At 55.8% G+C, this 24152-nt stretch carries 27 protein-coding genes and 3 tRNA genes; 22 read left to right on the top strand and 8 right to left on the bottom strand.

From position 1 onward, the window contains the following. Positions 1-27: 27 nt before the first annotated feature. Positions 28-342, bottom strand: a complete 315-nt coding sequence (locus GA0071314_RS13060; protein ID WP_074397050.1) for a high-potential iron-sulfur protein — start codon at positions 340-342, stop codon at positions 28-30. A 281-nt stretch (positions 343-623) separates the two neighbouring features. Here GA0071314_RS13060 and GA0071314_RS13055 point away from each other — a divergent pair, with 281 nt between their 5' ends. Together GA0071314_RS13055 and GA0071314_RS13050 are read left to right on the top strand one after the other, a co-directional pair. Beyond that, positions 624-899 carry an Lrp/AsnC family transcriptional regulator gene (locus GA0071314_RS13055; RefSeq protein ID WP_027338179.1) on the top strand — a complete coding sequence of 92 codons (276 nt, stop codon included), beginning with the start codon at positions 624-626 and terminating at the stop codon, positions 897-899. A 51-nt stretch (positions 900-950) separates the two neighbouring features. Continuing rightward, a complete protein-coding gene (locus tag GA0071314_RS13050; RefSeq protein WP_231896452.1) occupies positions 951-1811 on the top strand; it encodes a DNA/RNA non-specific endonuclease in 861 nt (286 codons plus the stop codon). A gap of 42 nt (positions 1812-1853) precedes the next feature. Here the strand turns inward: GA0071314_RS13050 and GA0071314_RS13045 are convergent. From GA0071314_RS13045 to GA0071314_RS13035, 3 genes are all read right to left on the bottom strand, one after another. Further along, a tRNA-Leu gene (locus GA0071314_RS13045) sits at positions 1854-1940 on the bottom strand. A gap of 33 nt (positions 1941-1973) precedes the next feature. Then, positions 1974-2060 (bottom strand) — tRNA-Leu (locus GA0071314_RS13040). A 57-nt stretch (positions 2061-2117) separates the two neighbouring features. Then, positions 2118-2204: transfer RNA gene (locus GA0071314_RS13035), tRNA-Leu, on the bottom strand. 242 nt (positions 2205-2446) lie between these two features. On the opposite strand from GA0071314_RS13035, the gene rnr reads away from it, so the two are divergent. From rnr to GA0071314_RS12990, 9 genes are all read left to right on the top strand, one after another. After that, positions 2447-4831, top strand: coding sequence for a ribonuclease R (gene rnr, locus GA0071314_RS13030; RefSeq protein ID WP_074397049.1), 2385 nt, complete (start codon positions 2447-2449; stop codon positions 4829-4831). Between the two features lie 2 nt (positions 4832-4833). Next, positions 4834-5619 carry a 23S rRNA (guanosine(2251)-2'-O)-methyltransferase RlmB gene (gene rlmB, locus GA0071314_RS13025; protein WP_074397048.1) on the top strand — a complete coding sequence of 262 codons (786 nt, stop codon included), beginning with the start codon at positions 4834-4836 and terminating at the stop codon, positions 5617-5619. Between the two features lie 215 nt (positions 5620-5834). Beyond that, positions 5835-6230 (top strand): 30S ribosomal protein S6, encoded by a 396-nt coding sequence (gene rpsF, locus GA0071314_RS13020; RefSeq protein ID WP_074397047.1) that lies wholly within the window; start codon positions 5835-5837, stop codon positions 6228-6230. A gap of 36 nt (positions 6231-6266) precedes the next feature. Beyond that, positions 6267-6494, top strand: a complete 228-nt coding sequence (gene rpsR, locus GA0071314_RS13015) for a 30S ribosomal protein S18 (protein ID WP_009097135.1) — start codon at positions 6267-6269, stop codon at positions 6492-6494. A 12-nt stretch (positions 6495-6506) separates the two neighbouring features. Next, positions 6507-7358 carry a hypothetical protein gene (locus tag GA0071314_RS13010; RefSeq protein WP_074397046.1) on the top strand — a complete coding sequence of 284 codons (852 nt, stop codon included), beginning with the start codon at positions 6507-6509 and terminating at the stop codon, positions 7356-7358. A 15-nt stretch (positions 7359-7373) separates the two neighbouring features. After that, entirely contained in the window at positions 7374-7820 is a 447-nt protein-coding gene (gene rplI, locus GA0071314_RS13005) for a 50S ribosomal protein L9 (RefSeq protein WP_074397045.1), read from the top strand. A 178-nt stretch (positions 7821-7998) separates the two neighbouring features. Then, complete coding sequence (gene dnaB / locus GA0071314_RS13000) at positions 7999-9387, top strand: replicative DNA helicase (protein ID WP_074397044.1); 1389 nt, start codon at positions 7999-8001, stop codon at positions 9385-9387. A gap of 70 nt (positions 9388-9457) precedes the next feature. Continuing rightward, complete coding sequence (locus GA0071314_RS12995; RefSeq protein WP_074397043.1) at positions 9458-9751, top strand: hypothetical protein; 294 nt, start codon at positions 9458-9460, stop codon at positions 9749-9751. A 123-nt stretch (positions 9752-9874) separates the two neighbouring features. Further along, positions 9875-10177: a DUF6482 family protein gene (locus tag GA0071314_RS12990; RefSeq protein WP_074397042.1), complete on the top strand. Its 303-nt coding sequence runs from the start codon at positions 9875-9877 to the stop codon at positions 10175-10177. A gap of 7 nt (positions 10178-10184) precedes the next feature. Here the strand turns inward: GA0071314_RS12990 and GA0071314_RS12985 are convergent, their stop codons facing one another. Then, positions 10185-10595 carry a thiol-disulfide oxidoreductase DCC family protein gene (locus GA0071314_RS12985; protein WP_074397041.1) on the bottom strand — a complete coding sequence of 137 codons (411 nt, stop codon included), beginning with the start codon at positions 10593-10595 and terminating at the stop codon, positions 10185-10187. Next, positions 10592-12172 carry a cryptochrome/photolyase family protein gene (locus GA0071314_RS12980; protein WP_074397040.1) on the bottom strand — a complete coding sequence of 527 codons (1581 nt, stop codon included), beginning with the start codon at positions 12170-12172 and terminating at the stop codon, positions 10592-10594. Before GA0071314_RS12980 ends, GA0071314_RS12985 begins: the two co-directional genes overlap by 4 nt. A 113-nt stretch (positions 12173-12285) precedes the next feature. Here GA0071314_RS12980 and hemH point away from each other — a divergent pair, with 113 nt between their 5' ends. The 5 genes from hemH (at position 12286) to rloA3 (ending at position 17190) form a co-directional block, all read left to right on the top strand. Further along, positions 12286-13365, top strand: coding sequence for a ferrochelatase (hemH, locus tag GA0071314_RS12975; RefSeq protein ID WP_074397039.1), 1080 nt, complete (start codon positions 12286-12288; stop codon positions 13363-13365). Between the two features lie 194 nt (positions 13366-13559). Beyond that, the gene (locus tag GA0071314_RS19985; RefSeq protein WP_074397038.1) at positions 13560-13724 is read left to right on the top strand and encodes a DUF2256 domain-containing protein; all 165 of its coding nucleotides are present in this window, start codon (positions 13560-13562) and stop codon (positions 13722-13724) included. Next, positions 13721-15139, top strand: a complete 1419-nt coding sequence (locus GA0071314_RS12965) for a DASH family cryptochrome (RefSeq protein WP_074397037.1) — start codon at positions 13721-13723, stop codon at positions 15137-15139. Before GA0071314_RS19985 ends, GA0071314_RS12965 begins: the two co-directional genes overlap by 4 nt. A 162-nt stretch (positions 15140-15301) precedes the next feature. Beyond that, on the top strand, positions 15302-16507 hold the full coding sequence (locus tag GA0071314_RS12960) for a lytic murein transglycosylase (protein WP_231896557.1): 1206 nt from the start codon (positions 15302-15304) through the stop codon (positions 16505-16507). A gap of 116 nt (positions 16508-16623) precedes the next feature. After that, on the top strand, positions 16624-17190 hold the full coding sequence (gene rloA3, locus GA0071314_RS12955) for a retropepsin-like aspartic peptidase RloA3 (RefSeq protein ID WP_074397036.1): 567 nt from the start codon (positions 16624-16626) through the stop codon (positions 17188-17190). A 3-nt stretch (positions 17191-17193) separates the two neighbouring features. On the opposite strand, the gene GA0071314_RS12950 is transcribed toward rloA3, so the two are convergent. Next, the gene (locus GA0071314_RS12950) at positions 17194-17907 is read right to left on the bottom strand and encodes a 16S rRNA (uracil(1498)-N(3))-methyltransferase (protein WP_074397035.1); all 714 of its coding nucleotides are present in this window, start codon (positions 17905-17907) and stop codon (positions 17194-17196) included. 148 nt (positions 17908-18055) lie between these two features. On the opposite strand from GA0071314_RS12950, the gene phaR reads away from it, so the two are divergent. The 6 genes from phaR to coq7 all read left to right on the top strand — a co-directional run bounded on the left by phaR (position 18056) and on the right by coq7 (position 22345). Then, the gene (gene phaR, locus GA0071314_RS12945) at positions 18056-18535 is read left to right on the top strand and encodes a polyhydroxyalkanoate synthesis repressor PhaR (protein WP_074397034.1); all 480 of its coding nucleotides are present in this window, start codon (positions 18056-18058) and stop codon (positions 18533-18535) included. A 74-nt stretch (positions 18536-18609) separates the two neighbouring features. Further along, a complete protein-coding gene (gene purD / locus GA0071314_RS12940; protein ID WP_074397033.1) occupies positions 18610-19896 on the top strand; it encodes a phosphoribosylamine--glycine ligase in 1287 nt (428 codons plus the stop codon). A gap of 53 nt (positions 19897-19949) precedes the next feature. Next, a complete protein-coding gene (locus tag GA0071314_RS12935; RefSeq protein ID WP_074397032.1) occupies positions 19950-20390 on the top strand; it encodes an acyl-CoA thioesterase in 441 nt (146 codons plus the stop codon). A gap of 3 nt (positions 20391-20393) precedes the next feature. Continuing rightward, positions 20394-21266, top strand: coding sequence for a phosphoribulokinase (locus tag GA0071314_RS12930; protein WP_074397031.1), 873 nt, complete (start codon positions 20394-20396; stop codon positions 21264-21266). Between the two features lie 56 nt (positions 21267-21322). Beyond that, a complete protein-coding gene (locus GA0071314_RS12925; protein WP_074397030.1) occupies positions 21323-21664 on the top strand; it encodes a histidine triad nucleotide-binding protein in 342 nt (113 codons plus the stop codon). A 42-nt stretch (positions 21665-21706) separates the two neighbouring features. Continuing rightward, on the top strand, positions 21707-22345 hold the full coding sequence (gene coq7 / locus GA0071314_RS12920; protein ID WP_074397029.1) for a 2-polyprenyl-3-methyl-6-methoxy-1,4-benzoquinone monooxygenase: 639 nt from the start codon (positions 21707-21709) through the stop codon (positions 22343-22345). A 74-nt stretch (positions 22346-22419) separates the two neighbouring features. Here coq7 and ettA read toward each other — a convergent pair whose 3' ends face one another. Further along, entirely contained in the window at positions 22420-24081 is a 1662-nt protein-coding gene (gene ettA / locus GA0071314_RS12915; protein ID WP_074397028.1) for an energy-dependent translational throttle protein EttA, read from the bottom strand. Between the last annotated feature and the right edge of the window lie 71 nt (positions 24082-24152).

Here is a 24152-nt window from a genome sequence, read left to right as displayed (position 1 = left end):
CGTCTCTGCCGGTGTCGAGGAGTTGGCCTAGCCCTGTTCGACCCAGGACTGGCACCAACCGGCGGGTTCTACGCTATTTTCCGGGAAAAGCTGGCATCCCTCGTTATCGGCGGAGTAGAACATGCAGTTATCGCAGCGCTGACCCTCTTCATAGGCAGGATGATCGCTGGCATCCGCTGCGTCTTCCACATAGTTCAACGCTTGGGCATTACTCGCGGAAGGATCCAGCCGCGGCAACTCTTGCGCAAAGGCTGTTTTAGACAAGATACCCGCGCCAAGCGGCAGGGCAGCAAGGCTTAGCATGCTGGAACGCATGAAGGCACGTCGGCTTTGGTTAGCCATGGTTACTCCTTGTCGTCATTTGCTGACGTAGTGTCACGGTGTCTATTATTTATTATACAGCGCTGCATGTAATAAGCGCACAATTGCATGCTAGCGGAACTCCTCGCGGAGTGCGAATACCCTGAACGCGTTAGCGACAATCGGTCGCGCCGAGAGAGTGACTATTTTGGTGTCACTATTTTAGCGCCGCTATCTTATCGCTATTACGCCCGCTGCCAGGGCCCTGTTATACTCTTGCCCTTATAGGACCATATCCAACACCGACAGTTCATGAGGGCGCGATGCAAAACGCAGTCATCCTAATCAATACCGAGAAAGGCCAAGTCAAGGCCGTCGCGGAGCGCTTGGCGGATGTCGACGGCATCAGCGAAGTGTACTCGACCTGCGGCCGCTACGATTTAGTCGCTATCGCACGGACTCGTGATTTTGAAAGCCTGGCCGACCTTGTCACCGAACGACTCAATGCCGTAGAAGGTATCAGCGATACCGAAACGCTCAACGCCATGCAGGTGCATTCTCGCCACGATCTGGAAACCATGTTTTCACTCGGCTGGTAACGTGCCCTTGACCATGCGTCGCTTGACCGTCGCTGATGTGGAGTTGTGGTAGTGACTAGATTGCGCTTAGGTTGGCGTCGGCAGGCCAGACGAATAGCGATTCTCGTGCTGTTTGTGGTGCTGGGGACCGTGCTATGGCAGTACCAGGAACGCCAGCACAAGGACGCCTACACCTGGCAAGGCGTGCCCACCTGGGAAGCGCTTAGCCTGACCTCGTTCCACCGCGTGCTGCGCAATGACGGTTATCTGGTCGGTTGGTCGGACGTTCGCGTCAATCCGCTTTGGGTCAGCTATCAGGTCGCTGCCGTTGACGATACGCGTATTGGCTCACGACCCGACTTTCGGCCCGATTGGCGAACAATATGGCCGGTGGGCACCGACAGCTATTCGGGCAGCGGCTATGATCGCGGTCATCTTGCCCCCAACTATGCCATTGCCGCCGTTCACGGACGTAGCGCCCAGTTTGATACGTTTTACATGAGTAATATGACGCCCCAGCGGCCCAATCTAAACCGCCAGCTCTGGCAGCGTTTAGAAGAAGCCGTGATGGATCATTTCGCGCCGCGGTATGATCGCTTGCAAATTATTACCGGCCCAGTTTTCCCAGAGAACTTTATGGATAACGTGTTTAATCGGGTGGGCTTGGTCGAAGTGCCGGAAGCGTTCTACAAAATCATCGTGGCGCCCCACGATGAAGCACCGCTGGCGCTGGCGTTTATCATGCCCCAGGACGTACGCGGCAATGAACCGCTGGACGACTATCTGGTCAGCATTGACGACGTAGAAGCACAAACCGGTTTGGACTTCTTTCCCGAGCTGAATGACGAAGTAGAGAGTGTCTTGGAAAGCGAGGTCAGCACCGACGGCTGGGCGCTGGAGGAAGTAGCTAAAAAACCTGGGCGCTATCAATAAGTGAGTAATTTAAGCGACTGAATGATGCAAGGCACAGTTCTATGGTGCCCAGGAGAGGACTTGAACCTCCACGTCCGTACGGACACTAGCACCTGAAGCTAGCGCGTCTACCAATTCCGCCACCTGGGCGCATCATTTTTGGTCTTGCGAGTTGTGTTCGATTGGTGCCCAGGAGAGGACTTGAACCTCCACGTCCATACGGACACTAGCACCTGAAGCTAGCGCGTCTACCAATTCCGCCACCTGGGCGAACAACAACTTGATAATACCAATCAACGTGTGAAAAGGGGATAACACAAAGTTGATTGGTGCCCAGAAGAGGACTTGAACCTCCACGTCCATACGGACACTAGCACCTGAAGCTAGCGCGTCTACCAATTCCGCCATCTGGGCAAGTGGCGCGTATGATACCCGTGTAATGGTTAAATGCAAGCGTTAAACATGGGTTTTTAACGCGTTGATACGAGAATCATAGCCTAGGTGGTTGGGTGATGGACGCCACGGCGCTATACTAGCGCTATGACCAAACAAAATATGACTTTTTTCAGCCGGGCGAATGCTGAAAACCCCCACGCGCGACATACTGCGTCCGCGCTTTTACGCCTCCCGCCAACGCTATCAAGGATGTTGATCGCATGAAGTATTGGACATTAAGTGATGATCCGCACGCCGAGCGCGAGGCGCATAAATACGACAACCCCGCACCGAGCCGCGAATATTTGCTGGCGGCGCTAGAGCAGTACGGTAAGCCGGTTACCCACGAAGACATGAGCCAGCTGCTGGGCCTGGAAGACGAGGACCACCACGAAGCCGTGCGCCGTCGCTTGGCCGCCATGGAACGCGACGGGCAGGTGCTGCGCGATCGTCGTGGTGCCTATGCGCTGATCAACAAGCTCGACCTTATTAAAGGCAAGGTGCTTGGCCACCGTGATGGTTTCGGTTTTCTATTGCGTGACGATGGTAAAAAGCCTGACCTGGTATTGCCGCCCCGGCAAATGCGCCGCGTGTTCCATGGAGACCACGTGCTGGTACGTATTAGCGGGCGTGACCGCCGCGGCCGGGATGAAGCGACGATTGCCGATGTTATCTCGCGCAATACGCAGACCATTGTTGGTGTTTACCGCAGCAATACCCCCGAGTTTGGCATCCTGATACCGGAAAATCCGCGTGTTACTCAGGAAGTGATTATTCCACATAGTGCCTGCGGCGGTGCTAAAGACGGGCAGGTGATCTCGGCCAAGATCGTTAAGCAGCCCGAAACTCGCGTGCAGCCGGTAGGCGAAGTCATTGAAGTACTTGGCGAACGTATGGATCCCGGCATGGAAATCGATATTGCCATTCGCAGTTATGAGATCCCCGCTGAGTTCCCGCCCGAAGTCCTGGACCAAACGAGCGGTATATCGGCTGAGGTGCTCGAAGACGATAAGCAGCACCGGGTAGATCTGCGCGACACGCCGCTGGTCACCATTGATGACGAATCCGCCAAGGATTTCGATGATGCGGTCTGTGCCTGGAAGACCAAGTCGGGCAGTTGGAAGCTGCTGGTGGCCATTGCTGACGTTTCGCACTATGTGCGTCCCGGCACGCCACTGGATGACGAAGCGCGCACGCGGGGTAACTCGGTATATTTCCCGGGCCAAGTGGTGCCCATGCTGCCTGAGTTGCTTTCTAATGGACTCTGTTCGCTAAATCCGCATGTCGATCGCCTGGTCATGGTCTGCGAGATGAATATCTCGAAGACCGGTGCCATCAGCCGCTACCGTTTTTACGAAGCGGTAATGAACTCGCACGCACGCCTCACTTACAACAAGGTGGCGGCGATGCTCGACAAGGAAAGCGAAGAGGGCCAGGCATTACGCGAAGAACACGCGGGGCTAGTCAAGCCGCTGGAAAGCCTTCATGAGCTATACCAGTTGCTGCGCGAAGCCAGGGAAGAACGCGGGGCGATTGACTTTGATACCACCGAAACGGCGATCATCTTCAACGATGAGCGCAAAATCGAAAAAATTGTCCCGCGCAGTCGTAACGATGCGCACAAGATCATCGAAGAGTGCATGCTGGCGGCCAACGTCGCGACCGCGCGTTTCCTGGATAAGCATGATCTGCCCGCGCTCTATCGTATCCACGAGCGGCCGACGCCTGAACGGCTCGATAAGCTACGTCTTTTCCTGAACGAGCTAGGCCTCTCGGTGGGCGGTGGCGATATGCCAACACCCCAGGACTACCAGGCGCTGCGCGAGACGATTACGGGCCGTTCAGACTTCGATATCATCCAGACGGTCATGCTGCGCTCGATGAATCAGGCGGTTTATTCGCCGCAAAACGAAGGCCACTTTGGCTTGGCCTATCAGGCCTACGCGCACTTTACGTCGCCGATTCGTCGCTATCCTGATTTGCTGGTGCACCGGGCCATTCGCTCGGTTATTCGCGGGCCGCGCCAAACCAATACCGTGCTGCGGGTCGAAGGTGCGCCGGTTGAACCGCCGAGCAAATGGTGTCCGTACACCTTCGAGCAGATGCTTGAGCTGGGTGAACATTGCTCCATGACCGAGCGCCGCGCGGATGACGCCACGCGCGATGTAGAGAGCTGGCTCAAGTGCGAGTTCATGTCCGACAAGCTGGGCGAAACTTTCGATGGCACCATTGCATCGGTGACACAGTTTGGCTTGTTCGTCCGCCTGGATGCGTTTTATGTCGAAGGGTTAGTGCACGTCACATCGCTGCCCTCGGACTATTACCACTACGAAGCTGAAAAGCATCGTCTTAAAGGCGAGCGCACCGGTACTACCTACCGCTTAGGCGATGGGTTGAGCGTCCAGGTGGCGCGCGTGGATATGGACGACCGCAAAATCGATTTCGGCCTTGCCGACGAGAAGCCACGCCCACGTCGCCAGCCGCGCAAGAAACCATCGGCCGAGGGCAATAAGGCCAACAGTGGTGGTAAAGACAAGCCCGATACACGCCGAGGTCCTCGGCGCACGCGTCAAGGCCCGCGTAAGCCATCAACGAATAAGGGCTGAACATGAAATCGGCTGGGTCTCGACAGCGTCCGCGCACGCCCGATGGGTTGGATCAAGTGTATGGCGTACACGCTTTGCAAAGCCTGCTCGAAAGGGGAGAAGCACCCAAAGAAATATGGGTGCAGCAAGGCGCGGGTAATCGGCTAAGCGAGCTGCTGACCCAGGCCGGTGGTCAGGGGGCGAAGATTCAAGAACATCCCCGGGCGCTTCTGGACCAGTTAACGCAAGGTGCGGCGCATCAAGGCGTTGTGGCATTTTGTCCGCCGTTAACGCCTGAAAGCGAAGAGTCGCTGTGGCTCAAGCTGCGCGCCTGGCCGTCGAACACGCCACCGTTGCTGCTGGTGCTGGATGGAGTGACCGATGTGCATAATTTTGGTGCCTGTCTGCGTAGCGCGGATGCCGCCGGTGCCCATGGCGTCATCGTGGCGAAAGATAAAGCCGCGCCATTAAATGCTACCGTTCGCAAAGTGGCCTGCGGGGCCGCAGAGGTAGTGCCTGTTTATCAGGTCACCAATCTGGCCCGTGCGATGGCGAAGCTTAAAGACGCGGGCGTATGGATTACCGGTACTGCCGGTGAAGCCGATGCCAGCGTTTACGATATCGACATGTCGGGTCCCACTGCGCTGGTGATGGGGGCTGAAGGCAAAGGGATGCGTCGTTTAACCCGCGAAGCGTGCGATAACCTCGCCAAGCTACCCATGGCTGGGCAGGTGTCTAGTTTGAACGTCTCTGTCGCGGCAGGTATCTGCTTATTTGAAGCGGTACGCCAGCGGCAGCTTGCAAGTTAACCCGGCCGCCACTAAAATGCATGCGCCCGTTTGCTTGGCAAACGGGCGCTCGTTCTTATGAACGGTTGCTACGTACGGTTATTAATCCGTTGTTCTGTTTGATGCCAATGCCTTTGAATTAACAATGCGCAACGGCACTTCAGTTAACTCCTTGCTTCTATGTCGTGTTGCCCAGTGCGAGCGCATAAGAAGCTGTCAAACCGCAAGGAGATCCCATGCGTCATTACGAAATCGTGTTTATGGTCCACCCGGATCAAAGCGAGCAAGTCCCCGCGATGGTCGAGCGCTACACCAGCCTCGTCACTGAAAGCGGCGGCACTGTGCATCGCCTGGAAGATTGGGGCCGTCGTCATTTGGCTTACCCGATCAACAAGATCCATAAAGCTCATTACGTGCTGATGAACGTTGAATGCACCGGAGAGACGCTCGACGAAATCGAGAACATCTTCCGCTTCAACGATGCCATCATCCGCAGCTTGGTTTTGCGCTGTAAAGAAGCTGTGACCGAAGCGTCGCCGATGATGAAGCCGGCAGAAGAAAAGCGTCCGCGTCGCGAAGAAAAACCGCGCGCTGAAGCCGAAGAATCTGAATCCGAATCTGAATCTGCCTGATTTTATTCACAGCACGTAACTCAAGGAGCTTAATCCATGGCACGTTTTTTCCGTCGCCGTAAGTTTTGCCGCTTCACTGCCGAAGGCGTCAAGCAGATCGACTATAAAGATCTCGACACGCTGAAGGCTTACATCACCGAAACCGGTAAAATTGTTCCGAGCCGTATCACCGGCACCAAAGCACGCTACCAGCGTCAGCTGGCAACGGCTATCAAGCGTTCGCGCTACCTGGCGCTGCTGCCCTATTCCGACAGCCATCAGTAAGCGCTTAACGTGATGCTAGCACTGGCGCGATGGCTAATGCGTGGTACGCCCTACGCCGCAGGCGGGGCAGCGTTAGCCACCTTCGTGCCCTGGCTATTTTGGCTGGGTGCTGCTATCAGCGCATTGGTAACGCTACGCCGCGGATTTGCGCAAGCGTTACCCGTGATTATTGCAGCGGCGCTGCCCGCTGGAATGTGGTGGGTGCAGGGCGATGTGATTCCACTGGCCAGTATTTTGCTGGTGACGTTGATGGCCGTTGTTCTGCGCGAGCGAATGCGCTGGGGTGAGTCGCTCATTCTCGGCGCGATTGCCGCCGCTGTGATGGTGCAACTCGGCATTTTTAGCCCGCCGGCGGGTACCGAGCAAATGCTCGAACAGTTACGCCAAGGATCGCAAGAAGTTGATCAGATGCTCAACAACTTTGCCGATCAAGGCTACGACACCCAGCAATTAGCGGGGCTTGTCGTCGGTGGTGTCACGGGGTTTGTGGTGTTGCTTGCTGCAATTGCCTGTCTGGCACTGGCACGTAGCTGGCAAGCAGGGCTTTATAACCCGGGTGGTTTCCGTGAAGAGTTTCATGGGCTGCGCTTAGCACCCAAGGAACTGATTGTGCTGATTGTCTTGAGTGTTATCAGCATGGTGCTGGGTATCTCCGCGTTGGCGATGCTGGCATGGATCCCGCTGCTAGTGGCTGGCATTGCATTAGTGCATGGTATTGTTGGATTAAAGGGGATGAACGGGCTGTGGCTGGTGGCTTTCTATGTGCTGCTAATCACGACCTGGCCCACGATTCTCATTGTGCTGCTGTTGGGGCTGATAGATACATTCGCGAACATTCGCGCACGCCTTGCCCGCAGCAATTGACTAGAGGTTTACGAGATGGAAGTCATTCTGCTCGACAAGATTGGTAAGCTGGGCGGCCTAGGTGACAAGGTCACTGTTAAGCCTGGTTATGGTCGTAACTACCTAGTGCCTTACGGCTTAGCGGTTCCGGCGACTAAAGATAACGTTGCGGCGTTTGAGGCCCAACGTGCTGAGCTCGAAGCCCAAGCGGCCGAGCGCAAGGCAGAAGCCCAGGCGCGCGCTGAGCAGCTCAACGACATCGAACTGTCGTTGGTCTCCAAAGCGGGCGATGAAGGCAAGCTGTTTGGCTCAATTGGTCCTCGCGATCTGGCAGACGCTATTTCGTCTGCGGGTATTGAGGTTGCCAAGAGCGAAGTACGTATGCCGCTAGGCCCGATTCGCCAGACCGGCGAATACGACATCGCCCTTCACTTGCATGCTGAAGTGGATGCCGCTGTACGCGTGGTAGTCGTCGCAGAATAATCGCTGCGCGTCTATCAACGTCCTAAAGGGCGCGGGGATTTCCTCGCGCCCTTTATTATTTACGCTCTTTACTATTTATTCTCAGGTTGGCCTGGACGATGCTTGCAGTAGTGATTATAAGTGTTGGCGGCTAAGATAAGGCGTTTATTGGCTATCGGCCTAATGAAAGGAGCTTGCTATGCAGGACCAGCCACCCGCTGACCAGGAAACGGCAGCGCTTAAGCTGCCGCCCCACTCGCTAGAGGCAGAGCAGTCGGTACTGGGCGGGCTAATGCTGGACAACCAGGCCTGGGATAATATTTCCGATCGCCTGGTGGCAGACGATTTTTACCGCTACGAACACCGCCTGGTGTTCAACGTGATGATCCATCTTGCTGAGTCGGGGCAGCCGATGGATGTGGTGACACTCTCCGAAGCATTAGAAGCGCGAGATCAATTGGGGACTGTTGGCGGGCTGGCCTTTCTGGCGGAATTGGCCAGAAACACTCCCTCAGCGAGTAACATACGTGCCTATGCCGATATCGTCCGCGAGCGGGCGACGTTGCGTAAGCTGATCCGTGCCGCGAACCAGATCGCCGAGGGCGCGTTTGCTCCCCAGGGGCGGCCCGCCGATGAGTTACTCAACGAAGCCGAGCGCCTGGTCTTTCAGATTGCCGAAGAGCGTCCTAAAACCGGCGGTCCTATTGGCATGAGTGACTTGCTGACCAAAGCCGTTGACCGCATCGACGAGTTGTTCAACCTCAAAGGCGAAATGACCGGGCTATCGTCGGGCTTTCGTGACCTGGATAGCATGACATCGGGGCTACAGCCGTCCGATCTGGTGATTATTGCCGGACGACCCTCAATGGGTAAAACCACGTTCGCCATGAACTTGGTGGAGCATGCGGTCATTTCCAGCGACAAGCCTGTAATGGTGTTTTCCATGGAGATGCCCGCGGAATCATTAATGCTGCGGATGCTGTCCTCCCTGGGGCGCATTGATCAAACCCGGGTGCGGACCGGCCAGCTAGAGGACGAAGATTGGCCGCGCCTGACATCGGCGGTGAATCTACTAAAAGACAAGCAGTTATTCATTGATGACACAGCGGCGCTGTCGCCCAATGAAATGCGCTCTCGCCTCCGCCGCGTAGTGCGAGAGCACGGCAATATGGCGTTGGTTATGATCGACTATCTTCAGCTGATGCAGATTACCGGCTTTTCTGAAAACCGCACCGGCGAGATTTCTGAAATTTCTCGCTCGTTGAAGGGCTTGGCGAAAGAATTCAACTGCCCGGTGGTGGCGCTTTCCCAGCTAAACCGCTCGCTTGAGCAGCGCCCCAACAAGCGTCCGGTGATGTCGGATCTGAGGGAATCTGGTGCGATTGAACAGGATGCCGACGTTATCGCCTTTGTTTACCGCGATGAAGTCTATAATCCAGATAACCCGGACAATCAGGGTATTGCTGAGTTAATTATCGGTAAACAGCGTAATGGGCCTATCGGCACCGTGCATATGGCCTTTATCGGCCGCTACACGCGCTTTGAAGATTTGGCGCCGGATAGCTACGGTGAAGCCTTCGGCGACTAGTCCTCACTTGAGCCTGGAGGTCAGGCTCGTATAATGCCCAGCGCATCAGCAAAGAGAACGGGAGCACAACATGGCAGGTGGTTTTCGGCGCGGTAATCGTCAGCGTCTACCCAAGTTAGAAGCGCGCGGCGAGTTACAGTCGCTTGAGCGTGAAGGGCCGTTCAAAGAGTGGCTGGGCATGCCGGATCTGTACCGCTACTACATTGAAGTCGATGGCGAAAAATACAGCTACCAGACGGAAGACTCCGAGCTGCCGGTTCAGGTAGGCGATAAGGTGGTATTCCGCTACAAGCAGACCAAGGCAGGCAACTGGATCGACCGCAATTCACTCGGTAAAGCGATCGACCCCTCTGAATATCAGTAAATAGGCCCGGAAGGAACTCTCCTGGGGTATCACCGTCATAGTCACGACACGGTAATGCAATAAAAATGCCATCACCTTTCGGCATGCTGTGTGATTGAGTATCTGATGACCCAGGAGGGAGCCATGGAAATGACGTCGCTTAAGGCGTTTGTTGCCCACCACGATAACTTTGAAATACGCGTGATTAGTCATGCGGGCAGTCGTTATTATCAAGTCGAGTTGGAAGACGTAGAAGGCGAACGCCACATGCTGACCCAGCGTGGAAAGCCGATGATGTTTCGCGCTCTAGACGATATCTACCTGGAGCTCAAACGCGCCAATATTCATCGCGCTTACCTGGTCCAACACGTCGCCCACGATGAGATGATTGGACGTGCCGCCCACTATAGCGCCCCGTTAAGCTCGCGCGTGCCGCTTGTTTTTTAATCCCTGCTCACGAATGTCTCGATGATTGGCTGGCACGTTTTTCCCACCATTGACCCAGTCGCACCCGGCGACGGGCAAACCACCGATAGCCTATATTAAGCCCCCCTTTTAATCCCGGTAGGCACGACAGCCAAACAAGCCGCCGGTATCCCAGCACGGCATACAAGGCGCGGCTCGCTTCCATACCGATATACCAACGGCCTTGTTTATCCTTCAGGTGTAACTGCCCCATCATGGCGTCGAACTCTCGGTCACTGTGAGTGGCGTTAAATTCAGCGCTTTGAATATCCACCAGCTTGATGCGGTCTTGATAGCGATGCTTGGAAAGCCAGTTAACCTCCACGCGACAAAAAGGGCAGTGACCATCGTGGTAAAGCGTAACGGGCGCATTGGCGCTAAGCGAGGCAAAACGGCTCATGAAGTGGTCTCCTTGGTATAACCGGCGGTATGGCCGGGTTGGCCATAACCCGGTGAGGTTTCAAGCTGGTCCAGAAACTGCTGTGCCTGTTGGTGGATCGCTGAGCGCTTGTCAGGTGCCATACGATCAAGCGAGCCATAAATCAATTTCATGCGCGGGTTATGCTTCAACTGGTCCCGCTGGCGCTCCAAGAAATGCCAGTACAGGCTATTGAACGGGCAGGCGTTTTCGCCCGTCACTTGGTTGGGTGAATAGCGGCAGTGCTGGCAGTGGTCCGACATTTTATTGATATATTTGCCTGACGCGCAGTAGGGTTTAGAGCCCATCAGGCCACCGTCGGCGTGAAGTACCATGCCCAGGGTGTTAGGTAGCTCCACCCACTCGCAGGCATCGATATACACCGCCAGATACCAATCGCACAGCGCCTCGGGCTTGACCCCGCACAGTAGCGCGAAATTGCCGGTGATCATTAGCCGTTGAATATGGTGCGCGTAACCGTTATCCATGGTCATTTCAACGGCCCGCTTCAAACAGTGCATATCGGTGTTGCCGTGCCAGTAAAAGTCGGGCAGATCACGCTCGAAACCTAACTGATTAAGGCGCTTGTAATCAGGCATTTGCGTCCAATAAAGACCTCGTACGTACTCCCGCCAGCCGAGTATCTGGCGGATAAAGCCCTCGACCGCGTTAATGGGTGCTTCATTCTGGGTATAGCGCTCTTCCGCCGCCTGACAGACTTCGTGAGGCGATAGCAGCCCGATATTGAGCGCCGCCGACAGGCGGGAATGAAACAAAAACGCCGAGCGATCACTGATCGCATCCTGGTAACGGCCAAAGTCGGCCAGACAGTGATCAAGGAAATGACGCAAATCGACGAGTGCTTGGCGACGCGTGACTGGCCAATTAAACGTCGCTAAGTCCCCCATGTGATCGGGAAAGTGACGCCTTACGGCATCGAAAGCAGCGTGGGTCAGCTTTTCGTAGTGATGCTTGGGTGGCGCCGGAAAGTCTATGTCACGCTTGATGGGCTCGCGGTTATCATGATCAAAATTCCATTGGCCGCCCACCGGCTCGCCGTTTTCCATTAACAGCCCGGTGCGCTTGCGCTGCTCGCGATAGAAATATTCCAGGCGCAGTTGCTTGCGTCCCTGAGCCCACTGGCTGAAATCATCGGGCGTGGTGAAGAAGCGGTCATCCTCAAATAGCTGCCAAGGTAGCTCGGCGGTTTGGCGGTCTTGCATGGCTGCATAAAGCCGCCACTCACCGGGTCGAGTTACGCGTATTTCATCGCAGCCGTAAAGCGCCGCCAAGCGTTCTGCTTCATCAATAAGCGAGTGGCAGTTGTCAGCATCGTCCAGATGGCTGTAATGCACCTGGAAGCCTTTTTCGCGCAGTTGGTAGGCAAAGTGCCGCATGGCGGCAAAGAACAGTCCAAGCTTATGGCTGTGGTGAGGAACGTAGCGAGCTTCTTCGGCCACTTCGCAAAGGGCGACCACGGCATTGTCAGGTGCTTGGCGAAGGGTGGCCAGCGATGGCGACAGTTGGTCACCCAATATCAGCAGCAAAGGCTTAGACATAAGTTATCTCAACTATGTACAAATAATGCTGATAGTATAACTTTATGCCGCCGCTGTGCCGAAAAGTGGTAAGATTTATTTTTCAACAGGCGTTGTCAGCAGGAGTGAATGTCATGACCGAGCAAGTCGCAAAGGACCAGCCGGGCGAAGGTCGTCTAACGCATGCCCCCAGCGACCACCCCCCTGTGCCCCGAGCGAAGGTCGGAGTGGTACTGGCCAATTTGGGCACCCCCGACGCCACGGACTATTGGTCGATGCGTCGCTACTTGAGCGAGTTTCTCTCTGACAAGCGCGTGGTGGACTATGCCGGTTGGAAGTGGCAACCGCTTTTGCAACTGATCATCCTGACCAAGCGGCCATTCTCATCGGGTAACGCCTATAAAAGCATCTGGAACAACGAGCTGAATGAAAGCCCGCTGTTGACTACTACTCGGGCGCAAACCGAGAAGATGACCGAGCGCCTGAAGGCGCTTTACGGCGATGATGTGGAAGTCGACTTCTGCATGCGCTACGGCAACCCCTCCACGGAAAGCGTGCTGACGCGGATGAAGGAAAAAGGCTGCGAGAAAATCGTCTTCTTCCCGCTCTATCCGCAGTACGGCTCGCCCACTACGGCGACCGCCAACGATCAGGCGTTTCGTACTCTGATGAAAATGAAGTGGCAGCCGTCCATTCGCACCGTGCCGGCTTATTTCGACCATCCTGCCTATACGGATGCGCTGGCCAACTCGGTGCGAGAGGCCTATGAAGGCTTCACGACGCGGCCGACCAAGCTGGTGGCAAGCTACCACGGCGTACCCGAGCGCTATTTGCTGGAAGGCGACCCCTACCATTGCCAGTGCCAGAAAACCACGCGTCTGCTGCGTGAAAAGCTGGGGTTCAGTAAGGAAGAAGTTGATACCGCCTTCCAGTCGCAGTTTGGCCCCGAAAAGTGGGTCGGACCTCAGACCGTTGACCACGTGGCGGAACTGGCCAAGCAGGGGCACAAGCACATAGCCATTCTGTCGCCTGCGTTCTCGTCAGACTGTGTAGAAACCCTGGAAGAAATCAAGGAAGAGATTCACGACAGCTTCATGGAAGCCGGCGGAGAAACCTTCAGTTATATTCCCTGCCTGAACGACCGCGATGACCATATCGATGCGCTGCTCGCCGTGGTCAACAACGAGCTGTCGGGCTGGCTGCCGCGTCGTTAAATTCATATTCCTCGCAGTCGTTTTTCTATAACCAATCCTAGATTCCATCAGCCACCTACGGGTGGCTTTTTCGTGTCAGAGGGGCAAAGTAAATTAAAACAAAGTTTGAAACCATTATATGTACAATAGTTGTACTGTATAAGTTATAGTGCCAATGTTTATTCAGTGCCGCACGTCAATCTAAGCGAGCCTCCATGGCACATCAACATCACTTACCGCAAAAAAACTGCGTTCAATGTCAGCGCCCATTTACTTGGCGAAAGAAATGGGCGCGATGCTGGGATGAGGTCCGCTACTGCAGCAAACGCTGCCAGTGCGATGCCCGCATAGCAAAACGCGCTGAGGAGACCAGAGCATGAACAGCACGATCGATATCGTCTGGCTGCACGACGACCTCAGAGTGACGGATAATCCGCTGCTGCGCCTGGACGACCTGCCGGATCATTTGGTCTGCCTATACGTACTTGATGAGGCGTGGCTAGAACCTTTATTTGACGATTCCGATCTATTGCGCGTTGGTCCCGCGAGGCTGAGGTTTTTATGGCAATGCCTGATGGAGCTTCGCGGGGAGCTATTGCAGCGAGGAAGCGATCTGCTGGTAAGAATTGGCGACCCTGTCGAGGAAGTCGTGTCGCTGGCAGAGCGGCTGCAGGCGCGCAGCATACGGGTAGCCGAACACGTCGGCGTTGAAGAAAAGCAGCATATCGAGGCGGTGAGAGAGCGGCTTTCGTCCACCGTTGCCGTTGAGCGTCATGAATCCGGTCGCCTGATCGACGAGCATGCCTTGCCATTCGAACTATCTCAGTTACCCGAGAGCTTCTCGGCTTTTCGTCGTCAGGTCGAGAAGTACTGCGATATCCCACCGAGTCTAACCGCGCCGATTACCTTGCCCGCTTGGCCAGACGCACCCCGCGGCTTTCCTCCCCTGAGCCAAGTCTGTGAGATCAGCGCTCGTTGGCAACCCGATGAACGGCAAGGTTTTGACTATTTAGGCGGAGAGGCAGCGGGCCAGGAGCGATTAAATCACTACATTTGGCATCAGCACGGCCCTGCGACGTACAAAAAAACCCGCAATGGGCTTCTGGGCGCTAACTTTTCAACCCGTTTTTCACCTTGGCTAGCGCATGGCTGTTTATCGCCGCGCCAAGTGCAGGATGAGGTCAAAGCCTGGGAATCACAGCATGGTAGCAATGAGTCCAGCTACTGGATTGGCTTTGAACTGCTTTGGCGGGAATTTTTTTTACGCGCGGCGCAGCTAGAAGGTGAGGCGCTGTTCGGCCAGGCGCAACTGCCACCCGTGAATGAAGACTTCGATGCCTGGCGTAATGCCAATACGGGCGTGCCGTTTATCGATGCGGCGATGCTGGAGCTAAGCAGCACGGGGTGGATATCCAACCGTGTTCGCCAGAACGTTGCCAGTTTTCTGGTCAAGGACTTGGGCGTGGATTGGCGGCTGGGCGCTGCCTGGTTCGAGCACTGCCTGCTCGACTATGATGTGGCGAGTAATTGGGGCAACTGGCGCTATATCGCCGGTGTCGGACGTGATCCGCGCCAGGACCGCTATTTCAACGTGTTGAAGCAGGCGGGGCACTACGACCCCAAGGGGTTATATGTGGCTCATTGGCTTCCAAGACTGGAAGCTTTGCCCGTTGGGCTCGAGCGGCACCAACCTTGGCGGACGACTGCCTCACAGTTTAGGCCGCCCAGGGTTCAACCAGCCACTTGGGATCGCTGGCTTATTGCCCAGAGTGAACTCCAGGAAAGCGACGACTAGACGGTGCGCAGGTCTATGAAAGCGGCTGACCATCCTGCTGTCGACTGGACTAGTAACCTGCGCCGTTCTGGGCCATCATCGGGGGCAGCTAAGGACTGCCCTAAGGAAGGAATGATGTTGGATAAAAAGGTGACAATTCGCTCGACCCGCGCCGTGTTCGGGATGGTCTCGGTGTTGCTTTTGAGCTCACCGGTGCTGGCTAATCAAAAACTGATGACCGAGGTGGATGCTAAGGTCGCTCAAGAGGTACAGCACGCCAACTTTAATCAATGGCGAGACGACTTTCGACGTTATGCCGAGCAGCAGGGCATCAGTGAAACAACGTTGCGCGAAGCTTTTGACGAGATACGCTATCGCCCCCGTATTCTCGAGCTGGATCGTTATCAGCCCGAGTTTGTTCGCCCCATCTGGGAATACCTTGATACGGCCGTTTCCAGCACGCGTGTCAATAATGGCCAGGAACGCCTCGACGAACATCGTCGCACTGCAGAGCAAATGGAGCAGCGCTACGGTGTACCCGCTGAAATTATCGTCGCGATTTGGGGCATTGAGAGTAACTATGGCAGCAATTTTGGCGACTTCTCCACTCTTGAAGCGTTGGCGACGCTTGCCTACGATGGCCGCCGCCAACAGTTCGCCCGTGAGGAACTGCTAGCCGCCCTAAGAATTATCGAGCAGGGCGATATCGCCGCCGATCAAATGCGCGGCTCATGGGCGGGGGCTATGGGGCACACCCAGTTCATTCCGACCAGCTTTGAAGCTTATGCGGTCGATGGTGACGATGATGATCGACGCGACATTTGGGACAGCATTCCGGACGTTATGGCCTCTACAGCCAATTATCTGGCGCGTGCCGGTTGGCAGCCTGGCCAACCCTGGGGCGTGGAGGTCAACCTGCCGGATAATTTCGACTATGCCCAAACCGGCCGCCGTGACAGTCAAGCCTGGGAACAGCAGGGCGTGGAAGCTGTCAGTGGGGAACTTCCCCGCTTTGACAGCGCCGAGGTGATTGTGCCCGCTGGGGCCAAAGGTCCGGCCTTTTTGGTAGGGCCTAATTTCCGGGCTATTTTGCGCTATAACAACGCCACCAGCTATGCGCTGGCGGTGGCAACGCTTAGTGATGCCATTGCCGGGCGCGATGGTGTTCAGCAAGGTTGGCCCCGTGAAGAGGCACCTTTAACGCGTGACGATGTCGAAGCGTTGCAGCAATACCTCAATCGAGCCGGGTACGATGTTGGCGGCGCCGACGGCGTTATGGGTCCCAACACCCGCCAGGGGTTGCGTGCGTTCCAGCGTGATGAGGGGTTAACCCCCGACGGCTTCGCGACGCAATCATTGCTTGAACGGTTACGCCAGCGCGTTGATTAGTTCTTGAGTTAGTTCTTGAGTTAGTTGTTGAAATTGTTCATGAAATAGGCTTTTTAAAATTGAGCGCTGTGGCATCCAAATACACCGCTTCAGAACCAATCGTACAGGAATAGATTATGTCCAACGTGGTAACGACGTTGCTAAGCAGTTTTGCCCTTGTCGGGGCACTGGCAAGCAGCCAAGCGTCCGCCAGTGACGATAACGTGTTTGGCTGGGTAGAAAAGGCGACGCTCCAGCCTTGGGGGACCGAAGTCAAAGCCAAGCTCGATAGTGGTGCGTTAACCTCGTCGCTGGACGCCCGAGAAATCGAAATGTTCGAAAAGGACGGCGAAGACTGGGTTCGCTTTCGCCTCAAGCTTGAAGACGAAGAAAGTGGCGAGGTGTTTAGCGACGAGATAGAGCGTCCGCTTTACCGCGAATTAAGAGTCCGCGGGGCGGGCGGCAAGGATGAACGCCCCGTGGTGCTGTTGGAAGTCTGCATGGGCGATACAATATACGAAGAGCAGTTCAGCCTGCGCAACCGTGAAGATATGAACTATCCGCTGTTGTTAGGGCGGCGTACTATCAGCCATCTCGGCCTGCTTGATGTGCGCGAATCCTTCATGCAAGAGCCCAACTGCGATGATGATGCAGACGTCGTCGCCCATGACCCCGACGATGATGACGCCAGCGATAAAACGTGACGGCTAAAAAAGCCGAGACAGCAGGGCGGTAACGGCGGTCTCAACGCGCAAAATACGCGGGCCAAGGTGCATACCTTCGCAGCCCGCGTCTAGCAGTTGATCCACTTCCCAGTCGATAAAACCGCCCTCCGGGCCTATAAACAACACCGTTTCCTCGCTTATGCCTCTTGGGCAAGGGGACGCCATGCCTGGGTGAGCGACGAGACCACGCCCTTGCCCCAATAGCACGGGCAAGTGCTCGTTGAGAAAGGCTCGAAAGCCTTTGACCAACGTCACGTCCGGCAGCATGGTGTCGCGTGCTTGTTCAAGGCCCAGTACCAAATGTTGGTGTATCTTGTCAGGGCGCAGCTCGGGCGATTGCCAATAACTTTTCTCGACGCGCTTGGTGTGCAGGAGGGTAATGCGCTTTACGCCCAGTGCGGTCACGTGTTCAAGGGTGCGTGCCAGCATGCGCGGGCGCGGTAACGCCAACACCAAGTGAACAGGCAGGGGGGGCGGCGGCGGCTCGCTGAGGTTTGTCCAGTTCAGCCGTGCGTGATCTGGCTCAAGCGCTGTCAGCTCAGCTTTGCCGATCAGCCCGTTGGTGCAGCCAACGGTGAACGAATCGCCGAGTTGGGCGCGGTGTACTTCGCGCAGGTGTGCCAAACGGCGTTGATCGTGAAGCAGCGCCTGGCCATCTTGGGGCACATCGTGAGGTTCGAGTAAAATCAGGTTCATGAAGGTGGTTGGTCTGTGAGTCGTTGAGCAAAACGTCTAGCTACATCTACGTCTATTGAATATCGATACATGGCTTGCATGGACGCGTGGTGCAGGCACAATAACAGCAACGGGCAGCAAAGCCCTATCGCGTTTAAGGAGAGTCGCCGTGCGCGTCATTCGCAAATATGCCAATCGCAGGTTGTATGATACCCAACAAAGCCGTTATGTGACGCTGGAGGATCTGCGCCGTTTGATTCTTGAGGAAGAGCCGTTTCGGGTGGAGGATGCCAAAAGCGGTGAAGACCTCACGCGCACCATTTTACTGTCAATTATTATCGAACAAGAACAAGCTGATAGCGAAGCGGAAGTATTCTCCAATGATCTGCTCGCGCAACTGATCCGCGTCTATGATATGTCGTCACCGCTGCCGCTGGCGCGTTATCTAGAGCAAGGCACTCAGATTATGATGGAGCAGCAAAAGCGCATGCAAAGTCAGTGGCAGCAGGCCATTCGCCACACGCCTATGGAGTTTATGCGTGAGCTGGCCGAAGAGAACATGCGCTTTTGGCAGAAAACCATCAATCATCCGCCCACCGGTGAGGATGACAACGACAGCGATAAGAGCCACAACGACAAGTCGTCTTAAGCGCCTGCGCCGCGCCGGGTAAGCTGTGGCATAATGCCGCGACGAATCTGCTCATCCGTTTAAGAAGGAAATCCATGAAGGTTTTGATGATAGGTGGCGGTGGTCGTGAGCACGCGCTGGCATGGAAACTAGCTCAGTCGCCGCGCGTTTCGCAGGTGTTTGTGGCGCCAGGTAATGCGGGCACCGCCACTGAAAATAAGCTGACGAATATTGCCATTCCGGCGACCGATATTGCCGCGTTAGTAGCGTTTGCTCGTCAAGAAGACGTCGCACTTACGGTCGTGGGGCCGGAAGCGCCGCTGGTTGATGGCGTGGTAGATCGCTTCAAGGCAGCGGGTCTGACCATCTTCGGGCCAACCCAGGCGGCTGCTCAGTTAGAGGGTTCAAAGTCGTTCACCAAGGATTTTCTGGCGCGCCATGCGATCCCCAGCGCCGCCTATCAAACCTTTACGGCGGTTGAGCCGGCGCTTGCCTATCTGGCGGAGGTCGGTGCGCCGATTGTCATCAAGGCTGATGGTTTGGCCGCCGGTAAAGGCGTCATCGTGGCAATGAATGAGGCTGACGCCGAAGCCGCTATTCGTGACATGCTGGAAGCCAATGCCTTTGGAGACGCCGGCGCGCGCGTCGTGATTGAAGAGTTTCTTGAAGGTGAAGAAGCCAGTTTTATCGTCATGGTCGATGGCGAAAACGTGGTGCCCATGGCCACCAGCCAAGATCACAAACGTGCTTTCGACGGCGATAATGGGCCTAACACCGGCGGCATGGGGGCATACTCACCGGCGCCGGTGGTTACGCCCGATGTCGATGAGCGCATCATGCAGCAGGTGATTCTACCCACCGTTAAAGGCATGGCAGACGAAGGGCATGCCTATAATGGTTTCCTCTACGCCGGATTGATGATTGATGCCCAGGGCAACCCTAAGGTCATTGAGTACAACTGTCGCTTTGGCGACCCGGAAACTCAGCCCATTATGCTGCGTTTAACGTCTGACTTTGCCGCGCTGTGCCTTGCTGGTGCACAGGGCAAGCTTGCCGGACAGCGCTGTGAATGGGACTCCCGCTCGGCGGTGGGAGTGGTGCTGGCCGCTGGCGGTTACCCAGGCAGCTATCACAAGGGCGATGTGATTCACGGCATTGCCAATGCCGAGCGCCATGGTTGTAAGGTTTTTCATGCCGGTACTCAACAAAACGACCAGGGCGATATCCTAACGGCAGGTGGTCGCGTGCTATGTGTCACCGCACTAGGTGAGAGTGTCTCCCAGGCTCAGCAGGCGGCATATAAAGGCGTTGATGAAATTCACTGGGAAGGCGTTATCTGTCGCCGTGATATCGCTTACCGCGCGATTGCACGGGAAGGGTAGCGACGACGCTCGGTCATCCTGCCGCCATTGCCGATCACAACAAGGATAATTGGATGGAACGGGTTCAGCTCGACTTTCCGGATGAGGCGATTATTCATCGACATTCGCTAAGCGTCCGCGTTACAGATATGAACTACGGCCGTCATCTCGGCCACGATGCACTGGTATCGCTGCTCCACGAGGCGCGTATTCAGGCATTTGCCGCCCTCGATCTTCCCGAGTGGGACATGGGTGGCTACCCGAGTGTGGTCGTCGACCTGGCGGTGCAGTACCAAAGCGAAGCACGCTGGCCCGATGCCTTGGTGGTTGACACCGCCGTGCCGACGCCAGAAGGTAAGGCGTTAACCACCTACCAGCGTCTAGCGCATGCTGAAAGTGGCAAGCCGGTGGCGACCGCGCGTGTTAATCAGCTGCTGATTGATAAGGCCTCGGGTCGACCCGTAGCGGTTCCTGAGGCGGTCGCGCAAGCATTAGCGCAAGCCAGAGGCACCTGACTGATGTCCCGTGAATATCCAATTATTGCTGTCACCGGCTCCTCTGGGGCGGGTACTACAACCGTTCGGCGTAGCTTTGAGCGTATGTTCCTGCGCGAAGATGTGCATGCCGCCATAGTCGATGGCGATGCCTTTCATCGCTACACCCGCGAAGAACTGCATCGCATGTTCCGCGAAGAACCTGAGCGTAAGCACGAACTGTCGCATTTTGCGGTTGAGGCCAATTTGCTGGACCGTCTTGAGGGCATGTTTATTGAATACGGTGAGCACGGCACGGGGACGTTCCGCCACTATATTCACGCCGAGGACAAGCAGAAAATCGAAGCGGGCTATCAGGTCGGTACCTTTACCGAGTGGCAGTCACTGCCATGTGGGACCGACTTGTTGTTTTACGAGGGCCTGCATGGCGGCCTGGTGACAGAAGAGTATGATATCGCCCGCCACGTTGACCTGCTCGTCGGTGTTGCCCCGACGATGAACCTGGAATGGATTCAGAAAATTGATCGCGACACCAAGATGCGTGGCTACTCGCAGGAAGCGGTCATCGACACCATTCTCGGTCGCATGGATGACTACGTGCGTTATATCCAGCCCCAGTTTTCACGCACGCACATCAATTTTCAGCGCGTGCCCACGGTGGATACCTCCAACCCCTTTGAAGTGCAGGATATCCCCACCGATGCGGAATCGTTTGTGGTTATTCGTTTCCGTGACCCCTCCACCGTGGACTTTCCCTGGCTGCTGGCGATGATCAAAGATTCCTTTATGACCCGGCCCCACACGCTTGTGGTGCCGGGTGCGCGGATGTCGCTAGCCATGGAGCTTATTCTGGCGCCTTTGGTGCGCCACTTGTTGTCACAGCGTCGTTTTCGTTAGGCTCGCAGGTAACTCGTTGCCTGTGTTGTCAGGTCATGCTCACTAAGGAGCCTTTTATGGACTGTCTGTTTTGTCGCATCATTAACCGTGAAATCCCTGCGGATATTGTCTATGAAGACGAGCATGTGCTGGCCTTTAACGATATTAATCCCCAGGCACCGACGCATCAGTTGATCATTCCCAAGAAGCATATTGCCACGCTCAACGACATCCAAACCGATGATCTAAGTACCGTGGGGCGATTGCAATATACCGCGGCACACCTCGCCAAAGAGCAAGGTTTTGCCGAAGATGGCTACCGGGTGGTGATGAACTGTAACGAAATGGGCGGTCAAACGGTCTACCATATCCACATGCACTTGCTCGGCGGGCGTCAGTTTACCTGGCCCGCTGGGTAACGGTAGCCGCCACTTTTACGCCCCACGGCCAAGGAGCGAGCCATGATGCGTCGACGTACCCGTTCTGACCAATGGATTTACCAGTTTGACCGTGCGCTACGTACGCTGGCACCACCATCGACGGGTGCTCAATCGCCTATGCCTGTACCGCCAAGCGATGAGGCGCTCACGGCCTTTGAGGCGCATCATGTCGCGGGCGTGATGCGTGTTAATCACAGTGGCGAAGTTTGCCTGCAAGGGCTTTACCAGGGGCAGCGACTGTTTGCCCAGCGGCCCGACGCCAGCGCCCAAATGGAACACTCAGCGTCCAATGATCTCCAACATCTCGCCTTCTGTGGTGAGCGGTTGCGGCAATTAGATAGTCGAACAAGCTTACTCGCGCCATGTTTCTATATCGCCTCGCTAAGTATCGGCGCAGCCACAGGCGCGCTAAGCGAGCGGCTTGGCCTGGGCGTGCTAGCCGCCAGCGAGACGCAAGCCGCCAAACGGCTCAGCGAGCAGCTTGAGCAGTTGCCAACGGCCGATCACACTTCCCAAACCATGCTGAACAAAATGAAGGTAGCTAAAAACCATCACGCTCAGTTAGCCCTGGAAGCCGGCGGCCTTCGCCTGCCTGCACCGGTTCAGTGGCTGATGCGTGGTGCCTTCAAAGCCGTCAGCAAAACGACCTACCACGGCTAAGCGTAGATTTTCACAAGCTGGAAGCCCACAAAAAAGCCCCGCTTGGCGGGGCTTTTGCTTGCGTATTAAATGTTTTAAGCATCAATACGCTTGTACTTCATACGCTTGGGCGTGTCGTTGCCAACGCGCTTTTTATGATCTTCTTCGTAGTCGGTGTAGTTACCGTCGAAGAAGACTACTTCGGAGTCGCCTTCAAAGGCCAGAATGTGCGTGGCGATGCGGTCAAGGAACCAGCGGTCGTGGGATATCACCATCGCGCAGCCTGGGAAGGCCAGTAAGGCTTCCTCCAACGCGCGTAACGTCTCGATGTCCAGGTCATTTGACGGTTCATCAAGTAGCAGCACGTTGGCGCCTTGCTTGAGCGTCTGTGCTAGCTGCAAGCGACCGCGCTCACCACCGGATAACTCATCAAGGCGCTTTTGTTGGTCATTGCCTTTGAAGTTAAAGCGGCCCACGTAGGCGCGTGAAGAAACTTCGTAACCGTTGATGTTGAGGATGTCCTGTCCATCGGACACGGCCTGCCAAACGGTTTGCTTGTCATCTAGAGCATCGCGCAGCTGCTCAACGTAAGCGATATCGACGGTCTCACCAAGCACGACTTCGCCGGCATCGGGCTGCTCTTGACCGGTAATCAGCTTGAACAGGGTCGACTTACCGGCGCCGTTGCCGCCAACAATGCCGACAATCGCGCCCGGCGGAATCGAGAATGAAAGATCTTGGTAAAGCAGTTTGTCGTCGAAGCGTTTCGCCACATTATGAAACTCGATGACTTTATCCCCAAGGCGCGGGCCGGGTGGGATATAGATCTCGTTGGTTTCGTTACGCTTCTGGAAATCACCGGACTGCATTTCCTCGAAGCGATTAAGACGCGCCTTGCTTTTCGCCTGGCGGCCTTTCGAATTGGAGCGCACCCACTCAAGCTCCTGCTTGATGGCTTTCTGACGCGAGGCTTCCTGTTTGGCTTCCTGCCCCAGGCGCTGATCTTTCTGCTCAAGCCACTGTGAATAGTTGCCTTCAAACGGAATGCCCTGACCACGATCCAGCTCGAGAATCCAGCCTGCGACATTGTCCAGGAAGTAGCGATCGTGGGTAATCGCGACCACCGTGCCGTTGTAGTCGTGCAAGAAGCGCTCAAGCCAAGCAACTGACTCGGCATCCAAGTGGTTGGTAGGCTCGTCGAGCAGCAGCATGTCGGGGCTTGAGAGCAGCAGTCGGCAGAGTGCTACGCGGCGTCGCTCGCCACCGGAAAGGTTGCCTACCTGAGCTTCCCAGGGGGGCAGGCGAAGTGCCTCGGCGGCAACGTCCAGCTTGCGCTCAAGGTTATGTGCATCGGCGGCTTCGATAATGTTTTCCAGGCGCGCCTGCTCGCTTGCCAGAGCGTCAAAATCGGCATCTGGCTCGGCGTAGGCCGCGTAAACGCCGTCGAGTTTTTCCTGGGCTTCCTTGATGGCGCCAAGGGCTTCTTCAACGGTTTCGCGGACGTTCTTGCTGTCGTCTAGTTCCGGTTCCTGGGGAAGGTAGCCGACATTGATTCCCGGCATGGGGCGGGCTTCACCTTCAAACTCCTTATCGACACCGGCCATGATGCGCAGCAGTGTGGATTTACCCGCACCGTTTAAACCCAGTACACCGATTTTGGCGCCTGGAAAAAACGATAGCGAAATATCTTTGAGAATTTGTTTTTTGGGCGGCACGATTTTGCCAACCCTGTTCATGGTGAAAACGTATTGCGCCATGGATATCCGTAAAGTTGATGAACAAAATGCCAGCGTCGTCGCTGAACGATACGCAGATGATAGAGCCCTGC

Origin of the sequence: Halomonas sp. HL-93 (assembly GCF_900086985.1) — a bacterium.
Lineage (GTDB): Bacteria > Pseudomonadota > Gammaproteobacteria > Pseudomonadales > Halomonadaceae > Vreelandella.
This window is presented reverse-complemented; position numbering and strand designations above follow the sequence as displayed.

Coding starts and splice junctions, on each gene's coding strand:
- GA0071314_RS13060 (WP_074397050.1), bottom strand. CDS start 342: ATGGCTAACCAAAGCCGACGTGCCTTCATGCGTTCCAGCATGCTAAGC.
- GA0071314_RS13055 (WP_027338179.1), top strand. CDS start 624: ATGCAAAACGCAGTCATCCTAATCAATACCGAGAAAGGCCAAGTCAAG.
- rnr (WP_074397049.1), top strand. CDS start 2,447: ATGAAGTATTGGACATTAAGTGATGATCCGCACGCCGAGCGCGAGGCG.
- rlmB (WP_074397048.1), top strand. CDS start 4,834: ATGAAATCGGCTGGGTCTCGACAGCGTCCGCGCACGCCCGATGGGTTG.
- rpsF (WP_074397047.1), top strand. CDS start 5,835: ATGCGTCATTACGAAATCGTGTTTATGGTCCACCCGGATCAAAGCGAG.
- rpsR (WP_009097135.1), top strand. CDS start 6,267: ATGGCACGTTTTTTCCGTCGCCGTAAGTTTTGCCGCTTCACTGCCGAA.
- GA0071314_RS13010 (WP_074397046.1), top strand. CDS start 6,507: ATGCTAGCACTGGCGCGATGGCTAATGCGTGGTACGCCCTACGCCGCA.
- rplI (WP_074397045.1), top strand. CDS start 7,374: ATGGAAGTCATTCTGCTCGACAAGATTGGTAAGCTGGGCGGCCTAGGT.
- dnaB (WP_074397044.1), top strand. CDS start 7,999: ATGCAGGACCAGCCACCCGCTGACCAGGAAACGGCAGCGCTTAAGCTG.
- GA0071314_RS12995 (WP_074397043.1), top strand. CDS start 9,458: ATGGCAGGTGGTTTTCGGCGCGGTAATCGTCAGCGTCTACCCAAGTTA.
- GA0071314_RS12990 (WP_074397042.1), top strand. CDS start 9,875: ATGGAAATGACGTCGCTTAAGGCGTTTGTTGCCCACCACGATAACTTT.
- GA0071314_RS12985 (WP_074397041.1), bottom strand. CDS start 10,595: ATGAGCCGTTTTGCCTCGCTTAGCGCCAATGCGCCCGTTACGCTTTAC.
- GA0071314_RS12980 (WP_074397040.1), bottom strand. CDS start 12,172: ATGTCTAAGCCTTTGCTGCTGATATTGGGTGACCAACTGTCGCCATCG.
- hemH (WP_074397039.1), top strand. CDS start 12,286: ATGACCGAGCAAGTCGCAAAGGACCAGCCGGGCGAAGGTCGTCTAACG.
- GA0071314_RS19985 (WP_074397038.1), top strand. CDS start 13,560: ATGGCACATCAACATCACTTACCGCAAAAAAACTGCGTTCAATGTCAG.
- GA0071314_RS12965 (WP_074397037.1), top strand. CDS start 13,721: ATGAACAGCACGATCGATATCGTCTGGCTGCACGACGACCTCAGAGTG.
- GA0071314_RS12960 (WP_231896557.1), top strand. CDS start 15,302: ATGGTCTCGGTGTTGCTTTTGAGCTCACCGGTGCTGGCTAATCAAAAA.
- rloA3 (WP_074397036.1), top strand. CDS start 16,624: ATGTCCAACGTGGTAACGACGTTGCTAAGCAGTTTTGCCCTTGTCGGG.
- GA0071314_RS12950 (WP_074397035.1), bottom strand. CDS start 17,907: ATGAACCTGATTTTACTCGAACCTCACGATGTGCCCCAAGATGGCCAG.
- purD (WP_074397033.1), top strand. CDS start 18,610: ATGAAGGTTTTGATGATAGGTGGCGGTGGTCGTGAGCACGCGCTGGCA.
- GA0071314_RS12935 (WP_074397032.1), top strand. CDS start 19,950: ATGGAACGGGTTCAGCTCGACTTTCCGGATGAGGCGATTATTCATCGA.
- GA0071314_RS12930 (WP_074397031.1), top strand. CDS start 20,394: ATGTCCCGTGAATATCCAATTATTGCTGTCACCGGCTCCTCTGGGGCG.
- GA0071314_RS12925 (WP_074397030.1), top strand. CDS start 21,323: ATGGACTGTCTGTTTTGTCGCATCATTAACCGTGAAATCCCTGCGGAT.
- coq7 (WP_074397029.1), top strand. CDS start 21,707: ATGATGCGTCGACGTACCCGTTCTGACCAATGGATTTACCAGTTTGAC.
- ettA (WP_074397028.1), bottom strand. CDS start 24,081: ATGGCGCAATACGTTTTCACCATGAACAGGGTTGGCAAAATCGTGCCG.